The sequence below is a fragment of the Rahnella sp. Larv3_ips genome (genome assembly GCF_003697865.1).
Taxonomy (GTDB): Bacteria; Pseudomonadota; Gammaproteobacteria; order Enterobacterales; family Enterobacteriaceae; genus Rahnella; species Rahnella rivi.
The window spans coordinates 647,652-663,602 of sequence record NZ_MJIB01000021.1 but is presented as its reverse complement, the minus strand read 5'-3'; the positions used below and the strand labels follow the sequence as shown (position 1 = coordinate 663,602).

The 15,951-nt window shown below is 54.8% G+C and carries 14 protein-coding genes; 3 read left to right on the top strand and 11 right to left on the bottom strand.

Annotated features, from left to right (window positions below; all coding sequences use genetic code 11):
• Positions 1-19: 19 nt before the first annotated feature.
• The 4 genes from ED901_RS22520 to ED901_RS22505 all read right to left on the bottom strand — a co-directional run bounded on the left by ED901_RS22520 (position 20) and on the right by ED901_RS22505 (position 5,122).
• Positions 20-1,225 (bottom strand): aldose 1-epimerase family protein, encoded by a 1,206-nt coding sequence (locus ED901_RS22520; protein WP_122097310.1) that lies wholly within the window; start codon positions 1,223-1,225, stop codon positions 20-22.
• A gap of 242 nt (positions 1,226-1,467) precedes the next feature.
• A complete protein-coding gene (locus ED901_RS22515) occupies positions 1,468-2,991 on the bottom strand; it encodes a helicase HerA-like domain-containing protein (RefSeq protein WP_122097309.1) in 1,524 nt (507 codons plus the stop codon).
• Positions 2,992-3,127: 136 nt separating this feature from the next.
• A complete protein-coding gene (gene ppiA / locus ED901_RS22510) occupies positions 3,128-3,694 on the bottom strand; it encodes a peptidylprolyl isomerase A (protein ID WP_056775319.1) in 567 nt (188 codons plus the stop codon).
• A 144-nt stretch (positions 3,695-3,838) separates the two neighbouring features.
• Positions 3,839-5,122, bottom strand: a complete 1,284-nt coding sequence (locus ED901_RS22505; protein ID WP_056775323.1) for a cytosine deaminase — start codon at positions 5,120-5,122, stop codon at positions 3,839-3,841.
• A gap of 211 nt (positions 5,123-5,333) precedes the next feature.
• On the opposite strand from ED901_RS22505, the gene nirB reads away from it, so the two are divergent.
• The 3 genes from nirB to cysG all read left to right on the top strand — a co-directional run bounded on the left by nirB (position 5,334) and on the right by cysG (position 9,691).
• Positions 5,334-7,886 (top strand): nitrite reductase large subunit NirB, encoded by a 2,553-nt coding sequence (nirB, locus tag ED901_RS22500; RefSeq protein ID WP_122097308.1) that lies wholly within the window; start codon positions 5,334-5,336, stop codon positions 7,884-7,886.
• Positions 7,883-8,233, top strand: coding sequence for a nitrite reductase small subunit NirD (gene nirD / locus ED901_RS22495; RefSeq protein WP_122097307.1), 351 nt, complete (start codon positions 7,883-7,885; stop codon positions 8,231-8,233). Before nirB ends, nirD begins: the two co-directional genes overlap by 4 nt.
• Positions 8,234-8,308: 75 nt before the next feature.
• Entirely contained in the window at positions 8,309-9,691 is a 1,383-nt protein-coding gene (gene cysG, locus ED901_RS22490) for a siroheme synthase CysG (RefSeq protein WP_122097306.1), read from the top strand.
• A gap of 108 nt (positions 9,692-9,799) precedes the next feature.
• Here the strand turns inward: cysG and trpS are convergent, their stop codons facing one another.
• The 7 genes from trpS to aroK form a co-directional block, all read right to left on the bottom strand.
• Positions 9,800-10,816: a tryptophan--tRNA ligase gene (gene trpS / locus ED901_RS22485; RefSeq protein WP_122097305.1), complete on the bottom strand. Its 1,017-nt coding sequence runs from the start codon at positions 10,814-10,816 to the stop codon at positions 9,800-9,802.
• Between the two features lies 1 nt (position 10,817).
• The gene (locus tag ED901_RS22480) at positions 10,818-11,516 is read right to left on the bottom strand and encodes a phosphoglycolate phosphatase (protein WP_122097304.1); all 699 of its coding nucleotides are present in this window, start codon (positions 11,514-11,516) and stop codon (positions 10,818-10,820) included.
• On the bottom strand, positions 11,509-12,186 hold the full coding sequence (rpe, locus tag ED901_RS22475) for a ribulose-phosphate 3-epimerase (RefSeq protein ID WP_122097303.1): 678 nt from the start codon (positions 12,184-12,186) through the stop codon (positions 11,509-11,511). The genes ED901_RS22480 and rpe overlap by 8 nt, the downstream gene beginning before the upstream one ends.
• A 51-nt stretch (positions 12,187-12,237) precedes the next feature.
• Positions 12,238-13,050 carry an adenine-specific DNA-methyltransferase gene (dam, locus tag ED901_RS22470; protein WP_056775343.1) on the bottom strand — a complete coding sequence of 271 codons (813 nt, stop codon included), beginning with the start codon at positions 13,048-13,050 and terminating at the stop codon, positions 12,238-12,240.
• An 80-nt stretch (positions 13,051-13,130) separates the two neighbouring features.
• A complete protein-coding gene (locus tag ED901_RS22465) occupies positions 13,131-14,162 on the bottom strand; it encodes an SPOR domain-containing protein (protein WP_122097302.1) in 1,032 nt (343 codons plus the stop codon).
• Between the two features lie 130 nt (positions 14,163-14,292).
• Positions 14,293-15,375 (bottom strand): 3-dehydroquinate synthase, encoded by a 1,083-nt coding sequence (aroB, locus tag ED901_RS22460; RefSeq protein ID WP_056775347.1) that lies wholly within the window; start codon positions 15,373-15,375, stop codon positions 14,293-14,295.
• A gap of 57 nt (positions 15,376-15,432) precedes the next feature.
• The coding region (gene aroK, locus ED901_RS22455) for a shikimate kinase AroK (protein WP_122097301.1) at positions 15,433-15,951 on the bottom strand (519 nt) is incomplete at its 5' end.

Here is a 15,951-nt window from a genome sequence, read left to right as displayed (position 1 = left end):
GCGGCGCCCTAAACTCAGATTATTCAACGGCGATCGGTTGATCGCTGACCTCCGTTTTTTGTTCGCCCTGCAACGTTTTCACCCGTTGCTCAAGCTGCTGAACGGCTTTGGCATCCGGCAGCAGTGAGTATTTCAGCTCAAACACCGTGCTCTGGCCCGGCTGCAACTGTTTTACGCGGCCTTGCTTACGTTCGATGGTCACCGGATAGGCGTAATTGGTGCCCGGTTCGATGCCGGTGACGTAACCTTGTTTCAGCGTGTCGGTGTTTTTCCACAGCGTCAGCAGTGGCAACTGATGGGTGTCGAACTCAATCGAGGCGCCTTTATCACCCGCTTTGTTGACCACCCCGGCCACGGTTTTGCCCTGTGCATCCGCCAGCGGCACCATGTTAAACACCATTTCGTCGAAGCCTTTGGTCGGCCCGGCGTAGGTTTGCCAGTCGGTCAGCCCTTTTTTGGCGTAATCATTGAACGGTGAAATGGACTTCAGCGGCGCGATAAAGCGGGCACCCTGTTCAAGGATCGGCTGACCAAAGTTGCTGTGATAGATGATCTGATAATCGTGCGGATAGTCAGAGGCGTTGGTCAGCGTGTCATGGATAGTCCAGGACTGACTGCCTGGCACGTAACGCAACTCTGTCCAGGTTTCGAGCCTGGCTTTCTTAAACGTGTTCTCTTTCAGCAGGCCGCGTACGGTGATTTCAAACGGCGCTTTGTCGGCAATCTCAATTTCTACCTTCGACGCGGGCGTATTGCCTGCGCGGCCATGCAAGGTGTAAATCATACCGTCGGCAGTCACCGGATGGCCGGTCCATTCAAAGCCGCAGCGCACCATCATTTCGTTGAAACCTTCCAGCCAGCCCACGCCGTTGCGGCTTTCCAGATTGATATACGCCGGGTTCACCACTTCCTGAACCGGCGAATCCCAGCCTAAACGAATGTTATCGCCGGTGACGTGCAGTAAATCCATCCCGCGCGTCGGGCTGAGGGCGATTGTCAGCCCTTTACTGGTGATAGTGATGACTTTGGAGCCTTCCTGTTTGCCGCCATGCAGTACTTTTTGTTCGATGCTGAAATCCGCGCCGGCAAGATTCAGCTTTTTGCTGTCAGTCTTCCAGTTTCCCAGTTCCGTACCGGCTTCAGCATCCGTCAGCACAATAGTTTGTGCAGCAGCCTGCCACGAAAAAAGCCCCATCACGATCCCGGTTACGAGTAATTTTTTCACATTCACTCCTTTTTGCTGAATTGATTTAGCCCAAAAGCAATTCAGCCTACAAAGCCCGTCAGGTGAAAAACGTGACAGCCTTCACTTCGCCGGGTTTTTCATCAAAAACAGCCACAGCAACGTGCTTTGAACGACACATTGAGATGTCACAAAGGGAATGTTGCACTGAAAAATGCGAGGTCAGGCGGGAATTGAACAGGAGAAGCTGACGCGGTTCAGCTACCCCTGTTAAGTGAAGTGCGTTACTTTTTACGGCCACCCATAATGGAGCCGAGCACACCGCGTAAAATCTGACGCCCCAGGTCGCGGGCAATACTTTTCGCCGCCACCTGCACCACGCCATCGCGTTTGCCACCGCGCGGGCCGGTGCTGCCGAACAGCAGATCGTTCAGGCCGCCCATCAGTCCGCCGCCGGAAGCACCTTCCGCCGCAGGTTTAGTGGAGGCGGTTGATTGCGGCGCGGCGACCGTGCCAAAGCCCTGTGCGGTGATTTTTTCGTAAGCGGATTCCCGGTCAATGCTGTCTTCGTAGCGGCCATACAGCGGTGACTGATTGATGGCTTTATTGCGTTCGTCATCGCCCAGCATGCCCATTTTAGATTCCGGCGCGATCACCATCGCCCGCTGCACCACCTCAGGACGCCCTTTTTCATCCAGGAATGACACCAGCGCTTCGCCCACGCCCAGTTCGGTAATTGCCGTTTCAGCATCAAACGCCGGATTGGCGCGCAGCGTTTGTGCCGCCGCCTTCACCGCTTTCTGGTCACGCGGCGTAAAGGCGCGCAGGGCATGCTGCACACGGTTGCCGAGCTGCCCGAGCACGCTGTCTGGAATATCCAGCGGATTCTGCGTGACGAAGTAAATCCCGACGCCTTTCGAGCGGATCAGGCGCACCACCTGCTCGATTTTGGTCAGCAATGCCTGCGGCGCGTCATTGAACAGCAGATGCGCTTCATCAAAGAAAAACACCAGCTTCGGCTGTTCCGGATCGCCCACTTCAGGCAGATGTTCGAACAGCTCGGCCAGCAGCCACAACAGAAAAACCGAGTAGAGTTTCGGCTGATTAATCAGCTTATCCGCCGCCAGCAGATTGATCACACCGTGGCCGTTTTTATCGGTTTTCATCAGATCATTGATCTCCAGCATCGGCTCGCCGAAGAACTGGTTGGCGCCCTGACCTTCCAGCGTCAGCAGCCCGCGCTGGATAGCCCCGATGGACGCTGTGGAAATATTGCCGTACTGCGTCTGGAACTGTTTCGCGTTCTCGCCGGCAAACTGCACCATGGCACGCAAATCTTTCATGTCGAGCAGCAACAGGCCGTTGTCGTCGGCAATCTTAAACACCAGCTGCAATACGCCGCTCTGCACCTCATTAAGGTCCAACAAACGCGCCAGCAACAGCGGGCCGAGATCTGAAACCGTGGCGCGGATCGGATGGCCTTTTTCGCCAAAAATGTCCCATGGAATAAGGCTGCACGCCTGCGGCTGCCAGTCGGTCACGCCGATGTTATTCAGCCGCGCGGTGAGTTTTTCCGACGGCACACCTGCGGCGCCAATCCCTGATAAATCCCCTTTCACATCGGCCAGAAAAACCGGAATGCCGATGCGCGAAAACTGCTCGGCCATGCGTTGCAGCGTGACGGTTTTACCGGTGCCGGTCGCGCCGGTAATCAGACCATGCCGGTTCGCCAGCGCAGGCAGGATCACCAGATCCTGTACCGGTTGACCTTCACTCATGGCTTTTGCAATCAGACGGGCTTCACTCATTTCATTATCCTTGACGTGGGCTCGGGGCGTTTATTAAAACCTATTCGTCAGCGGGATGGGCGTCAAGAAATGGACATGAAAAAGCCCCCGGATCCGGAGGCTTTATAGAAAGGAACAAAAGGGTCGGAAATAAAGCTTATGGCAGCACTTTCGCAGACAAGATCACGATAGGCGTTGTCGGGACGTTCTGGTACGGGCCGACGTTGTCGGTTTTGACCTGAGACATCTTGTCTACGATATCCATCCCTTTGACGACTTTACCGAAAACGGCGTAACCGAAATCACGCTGGCCGTGATCGAGGAAGGCGTTGTCTGCCACGTTGATGAAGAACTGGCTGGTGGCGCTGTCTTTATCGGCGGTACGCGCCATCGCGACGGTGCCGCGCAGGTTACGCAGGCCGTTATCCGCTTCGTTCTTGATAGGGGCTTTGGTGGCTTTCTGCTGCATGTCCGCGGAGAAGCCGCCGCCCTGCACCATAAAACCTGGGATTACGCGATGGAATACGGTGTTGTTATAGAAACCGCTCTGGGCGTAATCAACAAAATTCTTCACAGAAACCGGTGCTTTCGCACTGTCGAGTTCCAGTTCGATATTCCCTGCTGAAGTCGTCAGCATTACGTGAGTTTCACCGGCAGCAAAAACTGGCGACACAGCAGTCAGGGATAGCAGCGCAGTTAAGGCCACTAAAGTACGTTTAAACATGACGGTTCCTTTCTCGTGAATACAAACAGCAGATCTTACTGATTCTAAAGAGCCTTTACGCTCAGCGCCAGACCTTTACCTTTATTTACGCTCAAGGCTAATTATTCAGTTATTTCAAAATATTACATAATATTTTTCACGAGTTTAACTGTTGAAATCTACGGGATAATCTTGCTCAAGATGAATGAGGGTTTGTGCAGGCTGAGTTTGCGCAATCACCACACCCTGACGAACAGAGAACCGCACCGGCGTCTGGCGGCGCACGGCATCGAAACCACTCTCCGCCGCTAAAATCACCAGGCTGGCCGCATTGCCTGCCTTCAGGTCATAGCCTTGCAAATTCATGGTACGGGCGCTGTAGGTGGTGATGAGCTTCAGGCCGTCGTCAATTTGCTGGTAGCCCATCAGCTGGCAAACGTGCAGCCCCATATGCAGCACCTGCAACATATTGGCGGTGCCCAGCGGGTACCACGGATCAAACACATCATCGTGGCCGAAACAGACGTTAATCCCCGCCTCCAGCATCTCTTTCACCCGCGTGATACCGCGCCGTTTAGGGTAAGTATCGAACCGGCCCTGCAGGTGGATATTCACCAGCGGATTGGCAACAAAGTTGATACCTGACATTTTCAGCAAACGGAACAGACGCGAGGTGTATGCGCCGTTGTAAGAGTGCATCGCGGTGGTGTGGCTGGCGGTCACGCGTTCGCCCATGTTTTCACGTAACGCCAGGGCGGCGACGGTTTCCACAAAGCGCGATTGTTCGTCGTCAATCTCATCGCAATGCACATCGATAAGCTTGTTGTATTTTTTCGCCAGCGCGAAGGTTTTATGCAGCGATTCCACGCCGTATTCGCGGGTGAATTCAAAGTGTGGAATAGCCCCGACGACGTCGGCACCCAGCTTCAGCGCCTCTTCCAGCAGAGCTTCACCGTTCGGGTAGGACATAATGCCTTCCTGCGGAAAGGCCACGATTTGCAGCGTCACCCACGGCGCGACTTCGGCTTTCACTTCCAGCATGGCTTTGAGCGCGGTGAGCGTCGGATCGGACACGTCCACGTGCGTGCGCACATGCTGGATGCCGTTAGCAATCTGCCACTTCAGCGTCTGCCAGGCGCGCTGTTTGACGTCCTCATGCGAAAGCAGCGCCTTACGCTCTGCCCAGCGTTCAATCCCTTCAAACAGCGTACCAGACTGATTCCACGCAGGCTGACCGGCGGTTTGTGTGGTGTCGAGATGGATATGCGGCTCGATAAACGGCGGGATTGCCAGCCCACCCTGCGCATCCAGGATGTGGTCACCCTGTGCGTCACTGTCAGGCTGGGAAATAATCTGGCGAACAACGCCGTCTTCGATATCGATCTGCCACAGACCTTCGCGGTCAGGCATCCGGACATTTTTAATGGTACGCAAAGGGGTTTTCGTCACGCTCTACCTCGTGGTTTCAGAAAGTGTTTGAGGAAATGCAATAACAGAACAATAGCCCGAAACTGTTTATAAATCGAAAGGTTACATAAAAACCTAACAAAATCAGACAAATACTACCTAAGGAGTATATTGGGAGCGGCTTGATTTGCATCAATACCCCCTGTTACGCGCGCGTTATGTTTAGCCTTAGAAAATCAAAATTGAGGCAATTATGAGCAAAGTCAGACTCGCGATTATTGGTAACGGCATGGTCGGCCATCGCTTTATCGAAGACTTACTGGATAAAGCAGAGCCGGGCCAGTTCGAGATCACGGTATTTTGTGAAGAACCGCGCGTGGCCTATGACCGCGTCCATCTCTCCTCCTATTTCTCCCACCATACCGCCGAAGAGTTGTCACTGGTGCGCGAAGGGTTCTACGAGAAGCATAACGTCAATGTGCTGATTGGCGAACGCGCCATCACGCTGAACCGCAAAGAGAAAGTGATCCACTCCAGCAGCGGCCGCACGGTGGTTTACGACAAACTGATTATCGCGACGGGCTCCTACCCGTGGGTGCCTCCGATCCTCGGTTCCGACGGCCAGGATTGCTTCGTTTACCGCACCATTGAAGATTTACACGCTATCGAATCCTGCGCCCGTCGCAGTAAACGCGGCGCCGTGGTCGGCGGCGGTTTGCTCGGCCTCGAAGCCGCCGGTGCCTTGAAAAACCTCGGCGTGGAAACCCACGTGGTCGAATTCGCCCCCGGCCTGATGGCTGAACAGCTCGATGTGATGGGCGGCAGTCAGCTGCGCCAGAAAATCGAAAGCATGGGCGTACGCGTCCACACCGCAAAAAATACCAAACAGATTGTTCAGGGTGGCACCGCCGCCCGTAAAACGATGGAGTTTGCCGACGGCACCTTCCTCGAAGTCGATTTTATCGTGTTCTCCACCGGTATCCGCCCGCAGGACAAACTGGCGCGCCAGTGCGATTTAGAGATCGCCCAGCGCGGTGGCATTGTGATTAACGACCAGTGCCAGACCAGCGATCCGGACGTGTACGCCATCGGCGAATGTGCGTCGTGGAATCAGCGGACTTTCGGCCTGGTGGCGCCGGGCTACAAAATGGCGCAAGTCACCGCCGACCATTTGCTGGGTCGCGAAAATGCGTTCACCGGCGCAGACATGAGCGCCAAACTGAAACTGTTAGGCGTTGATGTGGCCGGTATTGGCGACGCACACGCCCGCACGCCGGGGGCACGCAGCTATGTGTACCTCGACGAAAACAAGGCGCTGTATAAGCGTCTGGTGGTCAGTGAAGACAATAAAACGCTGCTCGGCGCTGTGCTGGTGGGCGATACCAGCGATTATGGCAATCTGCTGCAACTGGTGCTGAACAACATTCCGCTGCCGGAAAACCCGGATGCGCTGATCCTGCCCGCCCACGCAGGCAGCGGCGGCGCGGTGATCGGCACCGATGCCCTGCCGGAAAGCGCGCAAATCTGCTCCTGCTTCGACGTCACGAAAGGCGACATCATCAAAGCGGTTCAGGGCGGCTGCCATACCGTAGCAGCACTGAAATCGGCCACCAAAGCCGGGACCGGCTGCGGCGGCTGCATTCCGCTGGTCACTCAGGTGCTGAATGCTGAACTGAGTAAGCAAGGCATCGAAGTGAATCATCACCTGTGCGAACACTTCGCGTATTCACGTCAGGAGCTGTATCACCTGATCCGCGTCGAAGGCATCCGTTCGTTCGACGATTTACTGAATAAATACGGCAAAGGCTACGGCTGCGAAGTCTGTAAACCGACTGTCGGCTCGCTGCTGGCTTCCTGCTGGAATGATTACGTGCTTAAAGCACAGCACACGCCGCTGCAGGACACCAACGACGTGTTCCTCGCCAACATGCAGAAAGACGGCACTTATTCCGTCATTCCTCGTTCGCCGGGCGGTGAAATCACACCACAAGGTTTGCAGGCAATTGGCGAAATCGCGGCGGAATACAATCTTTACACCAAAATCACCGGCTCGCAGCGCATCGGGATGTTCGGCGCGCAAAAAGACGATTTGCCAGCCATCTGGCAGAAACTGATTAGCGCCGGGTTCGAAACCGGCCAGGCCTACGCCAAAGCATTGCGCATGGCGAAAACCTGCGTCGGCAGCACCTGGTGCCGTTACGGCGTCGGCGACAGCCTCGGTTTCGGCATCAGCCTGGAACACCGTTACAAAGGCATCCGTACGCCGCACAAGATGAAATTCGGCGTTTCCGGCTGTACCCGTGAATGTTCTGAAGCACAGGGCAAAGACGTCGGGATTATTGCGACGGAAAACGGCTGGAACCTGTATGTCTGCGGCAACGGCGGCATGAAACCGCGCCACGGTGATTTGCTGGCAGCCGATCTGGATAACGAGACTCTGCTGCGTTATCTCGACCGCTTCATGATGTTCTACATCCGCACCGCCGATAAGCTGCAACGCACCTCGGTCTGGATGGACAACCTTGAAGGCGGAATTGTTTACCTGCGCAAAGTCATCATCGACAACAAACTGGGCCTGAACGATCAGCTGGAAGCCGAGCTGACACGCCTGCGTGAATCAGCCGTATGTGAATGGCAGGAAACGCTGAACGACCCGGCGGCGCAAACCCGCTTTAGCCACTTTATCAACAGCAGCCAGCGTGACCCGAACGTGCAGTTCGTCGGTGAACGTCAGCAGCATCGTCCGGCGCGGCCTGACGAACGTATCCCGGTGAAACAACTCGCCGACGGGGAGGAAGTATTATGAGCCAGTGGTTAACGCTTTGTTCTGTTGAGCAGATCTTACCGGGTTGTGGTGTCTGCGCGCTCGCGGGCGAGCAACAGGTTGCTCTGTTCCGCCCTTACGCTGACGAGCAGATCTTTGCCCTGTCGAACCTCGACCCGTTTGCACAGGCCAGTGTGCTGTCACGCGGAATTATCGCGGAGCATCAGGGCGAGCTGTGGGTGGCAAGCCCGCTGAAAAAACAGCATTTTCGCCTGAGCGATGGCTTGTGCATGGAAGACGATCAGTATTCGATCCCGGCCTATGACGTGCGCGTGCGCGACGGGAATGTGGAAATCAATACCGCCCGTCTTCAGGCTGTGCGCTGTTAAACTCCGCACCGACCACGCCGCCTCCGGGCGGCGTTTTTATCTGTTTCGCCACATCCGTTTGATAGAGAAGCGCCCATGGATTACCTGCCCCTCTTTTGTCAGTTAAAAAACAGAGCCTGTTTGCTGGTTGGTGCCGGTGACGTGGCAGAACGTAAAGCCCGCCTGCTGCTGGAAGCCGGTGCAAAACTGACGGTAAACGCCCTCACCTTTACACCGCAATTTCAGATCTGGGCTGATGAAGGCAAAGTCCGCCTGTTGCGCGGCGAATTCTCCCCGCTGCTGGTGGACGAAAAATGGCTGGTCGTGGCCGCTACCGATTCCGATCTGGTGAATCAGGAAGTCAGTGACGCCGCCGAACACCGTCGCGTGTTCTGTAACGTGGTGGATGCCCCGGAAAGTGCCAGCGTGATCATGCCGTCGATTATCGACCGTTCGCCGCTGATGATTGCCGTCTCCTCCGGCGGTAATGCACCGGTGCTGGCGCGCCTGCTGCGTGAGCGTCTGGAGGCTATACTGCCGCTGCATTTGGGCAAACTGGCGCAGGTAGCGGGCGGATTACGCGCACGGGTCAAAAACCAGTTCAGCGAGATGTCCGAACGCCGCCGCTGGTGGGAAAAGTTGTTTAATCATCATCGTCTGGCGCAGTCTCTGGCCAACAACGATGAAGCACAAAGCGCGCAATTTCTCGAAGAGCTGTTCAGCGAACCGGTAGATAAACACGGCGAAGTGGTTCTGGTGGGCGCCGGGCCAGGCGACGCCGGATTACTGACGCTCAAAGGCTTGCAGCAAATGCAGCTGGCCGACGTGGTGGTTTACGACCGGCTGGTTTCCGATGGCGTGCTGAATCTGGTGCGCCGTGACGCCGAGCGGATTTTCGTCGGCAAGCGTGCCGGACACCACTGCGTACCGCAGGAGCGCATCAATGAAATCCTGCTGGAACAGGCGCAGATGGGCAAACGCGTTGTCCGGCTAAAAGGCGGCGATCCGTTCATCTTTGGCCGTGGCGGCGAGGAACTGGAAGCACTGAAAGCCGCGGGTATCGCGTTTTCCGTGGTGCCGGGTATCACGGCGGCTTCCGGTTGTTCAGCCTACAGCGGCATTCCGCTGACTCACCGTGACCACGCGCAAAGTGTGCGGTTGATCACCGGTCATGCGAAGCAGGACGGCATTCTGGACTGGGCCTGCATGGCGCAAAGCCAGCAAACGCTGGTGTTTTATATGGGGCTGACGCAGGCCGGTGAAATACAGCGCCGTTTACTGGAAAACGGTCTGGCCGCAGAAACGCCCGTCGCGCTGGTGGAAAACGGCACTAGCCAGCAGCAGCGGGTCGTGACCGGCGTGCTGACTGAACTGGGCAATCTGGCAAAACAGGTGCAAAGCCCGAGCCTGATTATCGTTGGCAGCGTGGTAAGCCTGCGGGAAAAACTGAACTGGTTTGCCAGTAAAACGCAGAACTGACAAGCCAGCGCAACGTTGCGCTGTATCTTCCACTGATTTTGTAAGGTGTTGAAAGCAAAAAACCACGTCAGGAAGACGTGGTTTTTGTGTTCACAGCTAAGTCAGTGATTATGGCAGCGTAACAAAACCAATCGCTTCATAAGCTTTCTTCAGCGTCACGCGGGCGCGGGCGCGGGCTTTCTCAGCACCTTCTTTCATCACCTCTTGCAGGTAAGCTTCGTCGCTGCGGAAGCGGTTAAAACGCTCTTGCACGTCGGTCAGCATGCCTGAAACAGCTTCGGCCACCGCACCTTTCAGATGACCATACATCTGGCCTTCAAATTCAGCTTCCAGCTCTGGAATCGCTTTGCCGGTGACACCGGAAAGGATATCCAGCAGGTTTGAAACGCCCGGCTTATTTTTAATGTCGTAACGGATGACCGGTGGCTCTTCGGAATCCGTCATCGCGCTTTTGATTTTCTTGGTGACCGCTTTCGGATCTTCCAGCAGACCGATCACGTTTTTACGGTTGTCATCCGACTTGGACATCTTCTTGGTCGGTTCCTGCAATGACATCACGCGCGCACCGGATTTCGGAATGAACGGCTCAGGCACGGTAAACACGTCACCGTAAATCGCGTTGAAACGGCTGGCAATATCGCGGCTCAGTTCCAGATGCTGTTTCTGGTCTTCACCGACCGGCACCTGATTGGTCTGGTACAGCAGAATATCGGCCGCCATCAGCACCGGATAATCGAACAGACCGGCGGTGATACTTTCGCTGTTGGACGTCTCGTAACGCGCTGATTTGTCTTTAAACTGCGTCATGCGACCCAGCTCACCGAAATAGGTGTAGCAGTTCAGCGCCCAGCTCAGTTGCGTATGTTCAGGAACATGAGACTGCACGAAGATCGTGCTTTTCTTCGGATCAATACCGACGGCCAGATACAGTGCCAGCGTGTCGAGCGTTGCTTTACGCAGCTTTTCCGCATCCTGGCGCACGGTGATCGCATGCAAATCAACGATGCAGTAAATGCATTCGTAATCGTCCTGCATTTTGACCCACTGACGCAGCGCACCCATGTAGTTGCCAATGGTCAATTCGCCGGAGGGCTGTGCGCCACTAAATACGATGGGTTTACTCATTTTATGCTTCCTGATCTTTTAAAGATGACAGCCCCAAGGTGGGCAGAAGGTCGGCGAAATTCTCCAGTACGCGATCGGGTTTGGTCAGCGCGATAGTTTCACCGTAGTTATAACCGTATGTCATGCCGACGCACGGGCAGCCAGCGGCCTGTGCAGCATGAATATCATTGCGTGAATCACCGACAAACACCATTTCACTGGCACGCAGTCCGAGCAACGCCAGGGTCATATAGACCGGCGCCGGATGCGGTTTTTTGGCCACGACGTCATCGCCGCCAATCACGACGGTGAAATAACTGTCGATACCCAGCGATTGCAGCAAAGGCGCGATGAAAGGCGTCGGTTTATTGGTCACCAGCCCCATTGGCAGCCCCGCCGCGGCCAGTGCGGCCAGCGTCTCTTTGACCTGAGGGTATAAACGGCTGCCGCCCGCGGCGGTACCGGCATAATAGTGATCAAATTTATTACGCACGTTCTGCAGAAATTCTGGCGACATATCGCCTTCGGCCCAGCGGACGGCGCGTTCAACCATGACGTCGGCACCGTTGCCGATCCAGGTGCTGAGGCGCGCAACGCCAGCGGCCGGTAAACCGACATCACGCAAAGCCAGATCCACGGCCTCGGCCAGACCCGGCGCGCTGTCGACCAGCGTGCCGTCTAAATCAAATGCCAGACCACGCGCAGCCAGAGTGTCAGTCATGGGAAACCTTCGCCAGCTCGCTGCGCATGTGGTCAATGACGGTGCCGTAATCCGGCTGATTGAAGATGGCTGAACCGGCGACAAACATGTCGGCGCCCGCAGCAGCAATCTCACGGATATTTTCCGCTTTCACGCCGCCATCCACTTCCAGACGAATGTCGTAACCGCTCGCATCAATAATCTTGCGCACCTGACGCAGTTTATCCAGCGTGCCCGGAATAAAGGACTGACCGCCAAAGCCGGGGTTGACCGACATCAGCAGGATCACATCCAGTTTATCCATCACGTAGTCGAGATAGCTCAGCGAGGTGGCCGGATTAAAGACCAGACCGGCTTTACAGCCGTGGCTTTTGATCAGTTGCAAAGTGCGGTCAACATGCTCAGAGGCTTCCGGATGGAAAGTAATGTACGTCGCGCCCGCTTCAGCAAAATCAGGCACCAGACGATCCACCGGTTTTACCATCAGGTGAACATCGATCGGTGCTGTGATGCCGTAATCGCGCAGTGCCTTGAGGATCGCAGGCCCCATCGTTAAATTCGGTACGTAGTGGTTATCCATTACATCGAAATGTACGACGTCTCCACCCGCAGCCAGTGCCTTTGCCGTGTCTTCACCCAGACGGGCAAAGTCGGCAGACAGAATCGACGGTGCAATCAAAAACTGTTTCATCCGCTTCTCCAAACGATAAGGTTACCTGTTGACTGCGGCGCAAACCGGCAATCAGCGATACAGCGCTAAAAGTTCGTTCACTTTGCTGCGTTGAGCAACATTGCTGCTGATAGTACGACGCGCAGAGACGCGATGCAGTTCCGCTTCTGCGTACCATTCCAGCGTAAGTGGTGTTTCGTGGTTGGAGATCAGCACCGGTACCGCATTCTCATTCGAGAGCTGCTGCGCCAGACGCGCCAGATTGCGCTGATCGTCCATGCTAAAGCTGTTGGTGTGATACGCCGTAAAATTCGCAGTAGCAGAAAGTGGCGCATAAGGTGGATCGCAATAAACCACCGAGCCGGACTCCGCTTTCAGCAACGTGTCCTGATAATGCTCGCACACGAAAACCGCATTTTTGGCTTTTTCAGCAAACCAGTGGAGTTCTTCTTCCGGGAAATACGGTTTTTTATAACGGCCAAAAGGCACGTTAAACGCTCCGCTGAGGTTATAGCGACACAGGCCGTTGTAACAATGGCGGTTCAAATAGAGGAAAAGTACCGAACGACGATAAGGGTCGCTGCTGGCATTGAACTCAGCCCTCAGGACGTAAAAACGATCTGAATCATTATACTCAGGCGTGAAAAGCACACGGGCATCACGCACAAATTCGTCTGTGCGGAGTTTCACAATGTTATAGAGGTTGATCAGGTCGCTGTTGATATCCGCCAGAATGTAGGCGTCATACTCAGTATTCAAAAATACCGAGCCCGCGCCAACAAAAGGCTCAATCAGACAATCTCCCGCCGGAAGATGACGTTTAATGTCATCAATCAGCGGGTATTTGCCGCCAGCCCACTTCAAAAACGCGCGGTTCTTCTTCATGCCGTCAGTTAGCTACTTATACAATTCACAGCCGCGGATTGTACCCTGTTTTTAGACAGCAAATCGCGTTGAGATCAGATTCATTTTTTCAGGTCTTGCTGTACCTGATGTACAGGTTTAACCCACGGTTTTTTCGCCTGAACTTCCGCAGGCAGACTGGCAATAGCACGCTTGGCTTCTGCAGAAGACGCATAGTTACCACTGACCAATACATACCACGGCTTTCCGTCACGGGCAGTCTGATAGACCAGATAGTTTTTCAAACCTGATTGTTTGGCAAAAGCGTTCAGCGAAGTAGCCTGAGAGGCGCCGCTTAACTGCAGCGTGAAGTGTGAACCAGGCGCAGACTTAATGGCTGATGCGCTGCCTGAAGCCACTGCTGGTGCAGACGCGGCAGGCGTTGACGCTGTCTGGGATTTGGCCGGGTGCGATGCCGTCGCCGCAGGTTTACGCTCAACCGGTTTCGCGGTATGGGTGGTCTGCGGGGTACGGGCAGTTTGCGCCGGACGAGTATGCGTAGCTGAAGGTTGTGAAACGGCCGGCGTCTGAGTACGCGCCGAACCATTGACTGTCGCCGCGGCGGTCGGCAGAGAGGTCAGAGATTGTGCAGCACCATTGTTTGCTGAACCCTGAACCATACTGCCCTGCGCAACACCATCCACCTGATTCTGCTGGGAAGACAATGCATCGCCCATATCACCCGGCAGATCCACACGTTCTTTCTGACCATTATCAGGCAGAGGCTGTGCTTCAGTTGGGGTGGAGGACACTGGCGGTAAACCGATATTCTGCGGCTGCTGGCCATTTGCGGCCTGAGCGGTGTTGTTTTGCGCCTGCGCGGAGGGCTGAGCCGGTGCTGCAGCGTCGTTGCCCGCAAGATTAATGTCTTTCGGACCGTTATTCTGCTGGGTAGCCTGGTTCGATGTCGGTGACTTCATGGCAGAGCCGATACCTACGATCAGCAATACCAGCACAACAATACCGATGCCAATCATGACGTACTGACGGGAAACAGCGACCTTTGGTATGGAAGGAGACGGTTTGCGCGCGCGCGGTGGGCGGCGATCGCTGGTGTCTGGCTTGAGATCGTCTTCCGGTGTTAAATCATCCATCTAAAACCTCCAACCCGGCTAAAAGCCTGAAACAGGCCTCACGCGGAGCAACTATCCTGACTAATAAATATAACGCTTGCTGGGCATTGGTAAAATCGGTCGTTATCTGGCCAAAAAAGTGGCCACAGGTTTAACGGCAATCTTCAATCGAAGCCAGCACCATTTCATGCGATACGCCGGAGCGTACTTCAGACTGTCCAATTGCTTTCGGTAAAACCAGACGCAGTTCGCCAGCCAGTACTTTCTTATCACGCATCATGTGCGGCAAATAGGCGTCGGCTTTCATGACCTGTGGCCCGGTGACCGGTAAACCGGCGCGGGTCAGCAAGGTTTTCACCCGGGCGATATCACCCAGACCGAATTGACCGAGGCGATGGGCGGTATAACACGCCATCATCATGCCTGCGGACACGGCTTCACCGTGCAGCCAGTTGCCATAACCCATTTCAGCTTCAATAGCATGGCCATAAGTATGGCCCAGATTCAGCAAGGCGCGCAGTCCGTTTTCACGTTCATCGGCAGCGACAACCTCCGCTTTAAGCTCGCAGCAACGTCGGATGCAATAAGCCAGCGCGTTCATATCCAGCGCCAGCAGAGCGTCCATGTTGTCTTCAAGCCAGACAAAGAAGTCGGCATCCAAAATAATGCCGTATTTGATCACTTCCGCCAGCCCCGATGACATTTCACGGGCAGGTAAAGTGCGCAGACAGTCGAGATCAACCACCACCGACGCAGGCTGATAAAACGCGCCGATCATGTTTTTTCCGAGGGGATGGTTTACCGCCGTTTTACCGCCAACGGAGGAATCGACCTGAGAAAGCAACGTGGTAGGCACCTGAACAAAGCGTACACCGCGTTGATAACTGGCTGCAGCGAAGCCGGTTAAATCACCGACTACGCCGCCGCCAAGGGCGACAAGTGTGGTATCACGTCCGTGCGGCTTTTGGAGCAGCGCGGAGAACACGTCATTGAGAACAGTCAGGGATTTGTATTGTTCACCATCAGGCAAAATCACCTGATCAACACGAACGCCTGCCTGCTCCAGCACTGAACGAATGCCGTCCAGATAGAGAGGAGCGAGGGTTTCATTGGTCACTATCATGACCTGATCGCCTGCCTTTACCGGCATAAAAGAAGCCGGATCGTGGAACAATCCGGCAGCAATCGTAATGGGGTAGCTACGCTCCCCTAACGTTACGGTAATCCTCTCCATGTCGCGCTCTGTAACCTTCTTTAACTGACACCCTCAGGCAATGATAGAAACCAAAAATCAGTTACTTTCCAGCATGTTAATAATCTGGTTGGCGACGACTTTGGCACTTTGATCATCGGTACGAATAGTGACGTCGGCAATCTCTTCATACAAAGGATTGCGTTCTCTCGCCAGTGCTTCAAGCACTTCACGCGGCGGAGCACTCACTTGTAATAATGGACGTTTTTTGTCGCGTTGTGTACGCGCCAGTTGTTTTTCGATGGTAGTTTCAAGATAGACGACAACGCCACGCGCCGACAAACGGTTACGGGTTTCACGTGATTTAACGGAACCCCCGCCAGTTGCCAGAACGATGCCTTGTTTTTCGGTCAATTCGTTGATCACTTTTTCTTCGCGGTCGCGGAAGCCGTCTTCGCCTTCTAAATCAAATACCCAGCCCACATCAGCTCCGGTACGTCGCTCAATTTCGTGATCGGAGTCGAAAAACTCCATATTGAGTTGTTGAGCTAACTGTCGACCAATAGTGCTTTTGCCGGCACCCATAGGCCCAACCAGAAAGATATTGCGTTTCTCTGC

Excerpts from the sequence above, each read along its gene's own strand:
- ED901_RS22515 (WP_122097309.1), bottom strand. The coding sequence starts at position 2,991 with ATGAGTGAAGCCCGTCTGATTGCAAAAGCCATGAGTGAAGGTCAACCG.
- aroB (WP_056775347.1), bottom strand. The coding sequence starts at position 15,375 with ATGGAGAGGATTACCGTAACGTTAGGGGAGCGTAGCTACCCCATTACG.
- trpS (WP_122097305.1), bottom strand. The coding sequence starts at position 10,816 with ATGAGTAAACCCATCGTATTTAGTGGCGCACAGCCCTCCGGCGAATTG.
- nirB (WP_122097308.1), top strand. The coding sequence starts at position 5,334 with ATGAGCAAAGTCAGACTCGCGATTATTGGTAACGGCATGGTCGGCCAT.
- rpe (WP_122097303.1), bottom strand. The coding sequence starts at position 12,186 with ATGAAACAGTTTTTGATTGCACCGTCGATTCTGTCTGCCGACTTTGCC.
- ED901_RS22465 (WP_122097302.1), bottom strand. The coding sequence starts at position 14,162 with ATGGATGATTTAACACCGGAAGACGATCTCAAGCCAGACACCAGCGAT.
- dam (WP_056775343.1), bottom strand. The coding sequence starts at position 13,050 with ATGAAGAAGAACCGCGCGTTTTTGAAGTGGGCTGGCGGCAAATACCCG.
- nirD (WP_122097307.1), top strand. The coding sequence starts at position 7,883 with ATGAGCCAGTGGTTAACGCTTTGTTCTGTTGAGCAGATCTTACCGGGT.
- cysG (WP_122097306.1), top strand. The coding sequence starts at position 8,309 with ATGGATTACCTGCCCCTCTTTTGTCAGTTAAAAAACAGAGCCTGTTTG.
- ppiA (WP_056775319.1), bottom strand. The coding sequence starts at position 3,694 with ATGTTTAAACGTACTTTAGTGGCCTTAACTGCGCTGCTATCCCTGACT.
- ED901_RS22480 (WP_122097304.1), bottom strand. The coding sequence starts at position 11,516 with ATGACTGACACTCTGGCTGCGCGTGGTCTGGCATTTGATTTAGACGGC.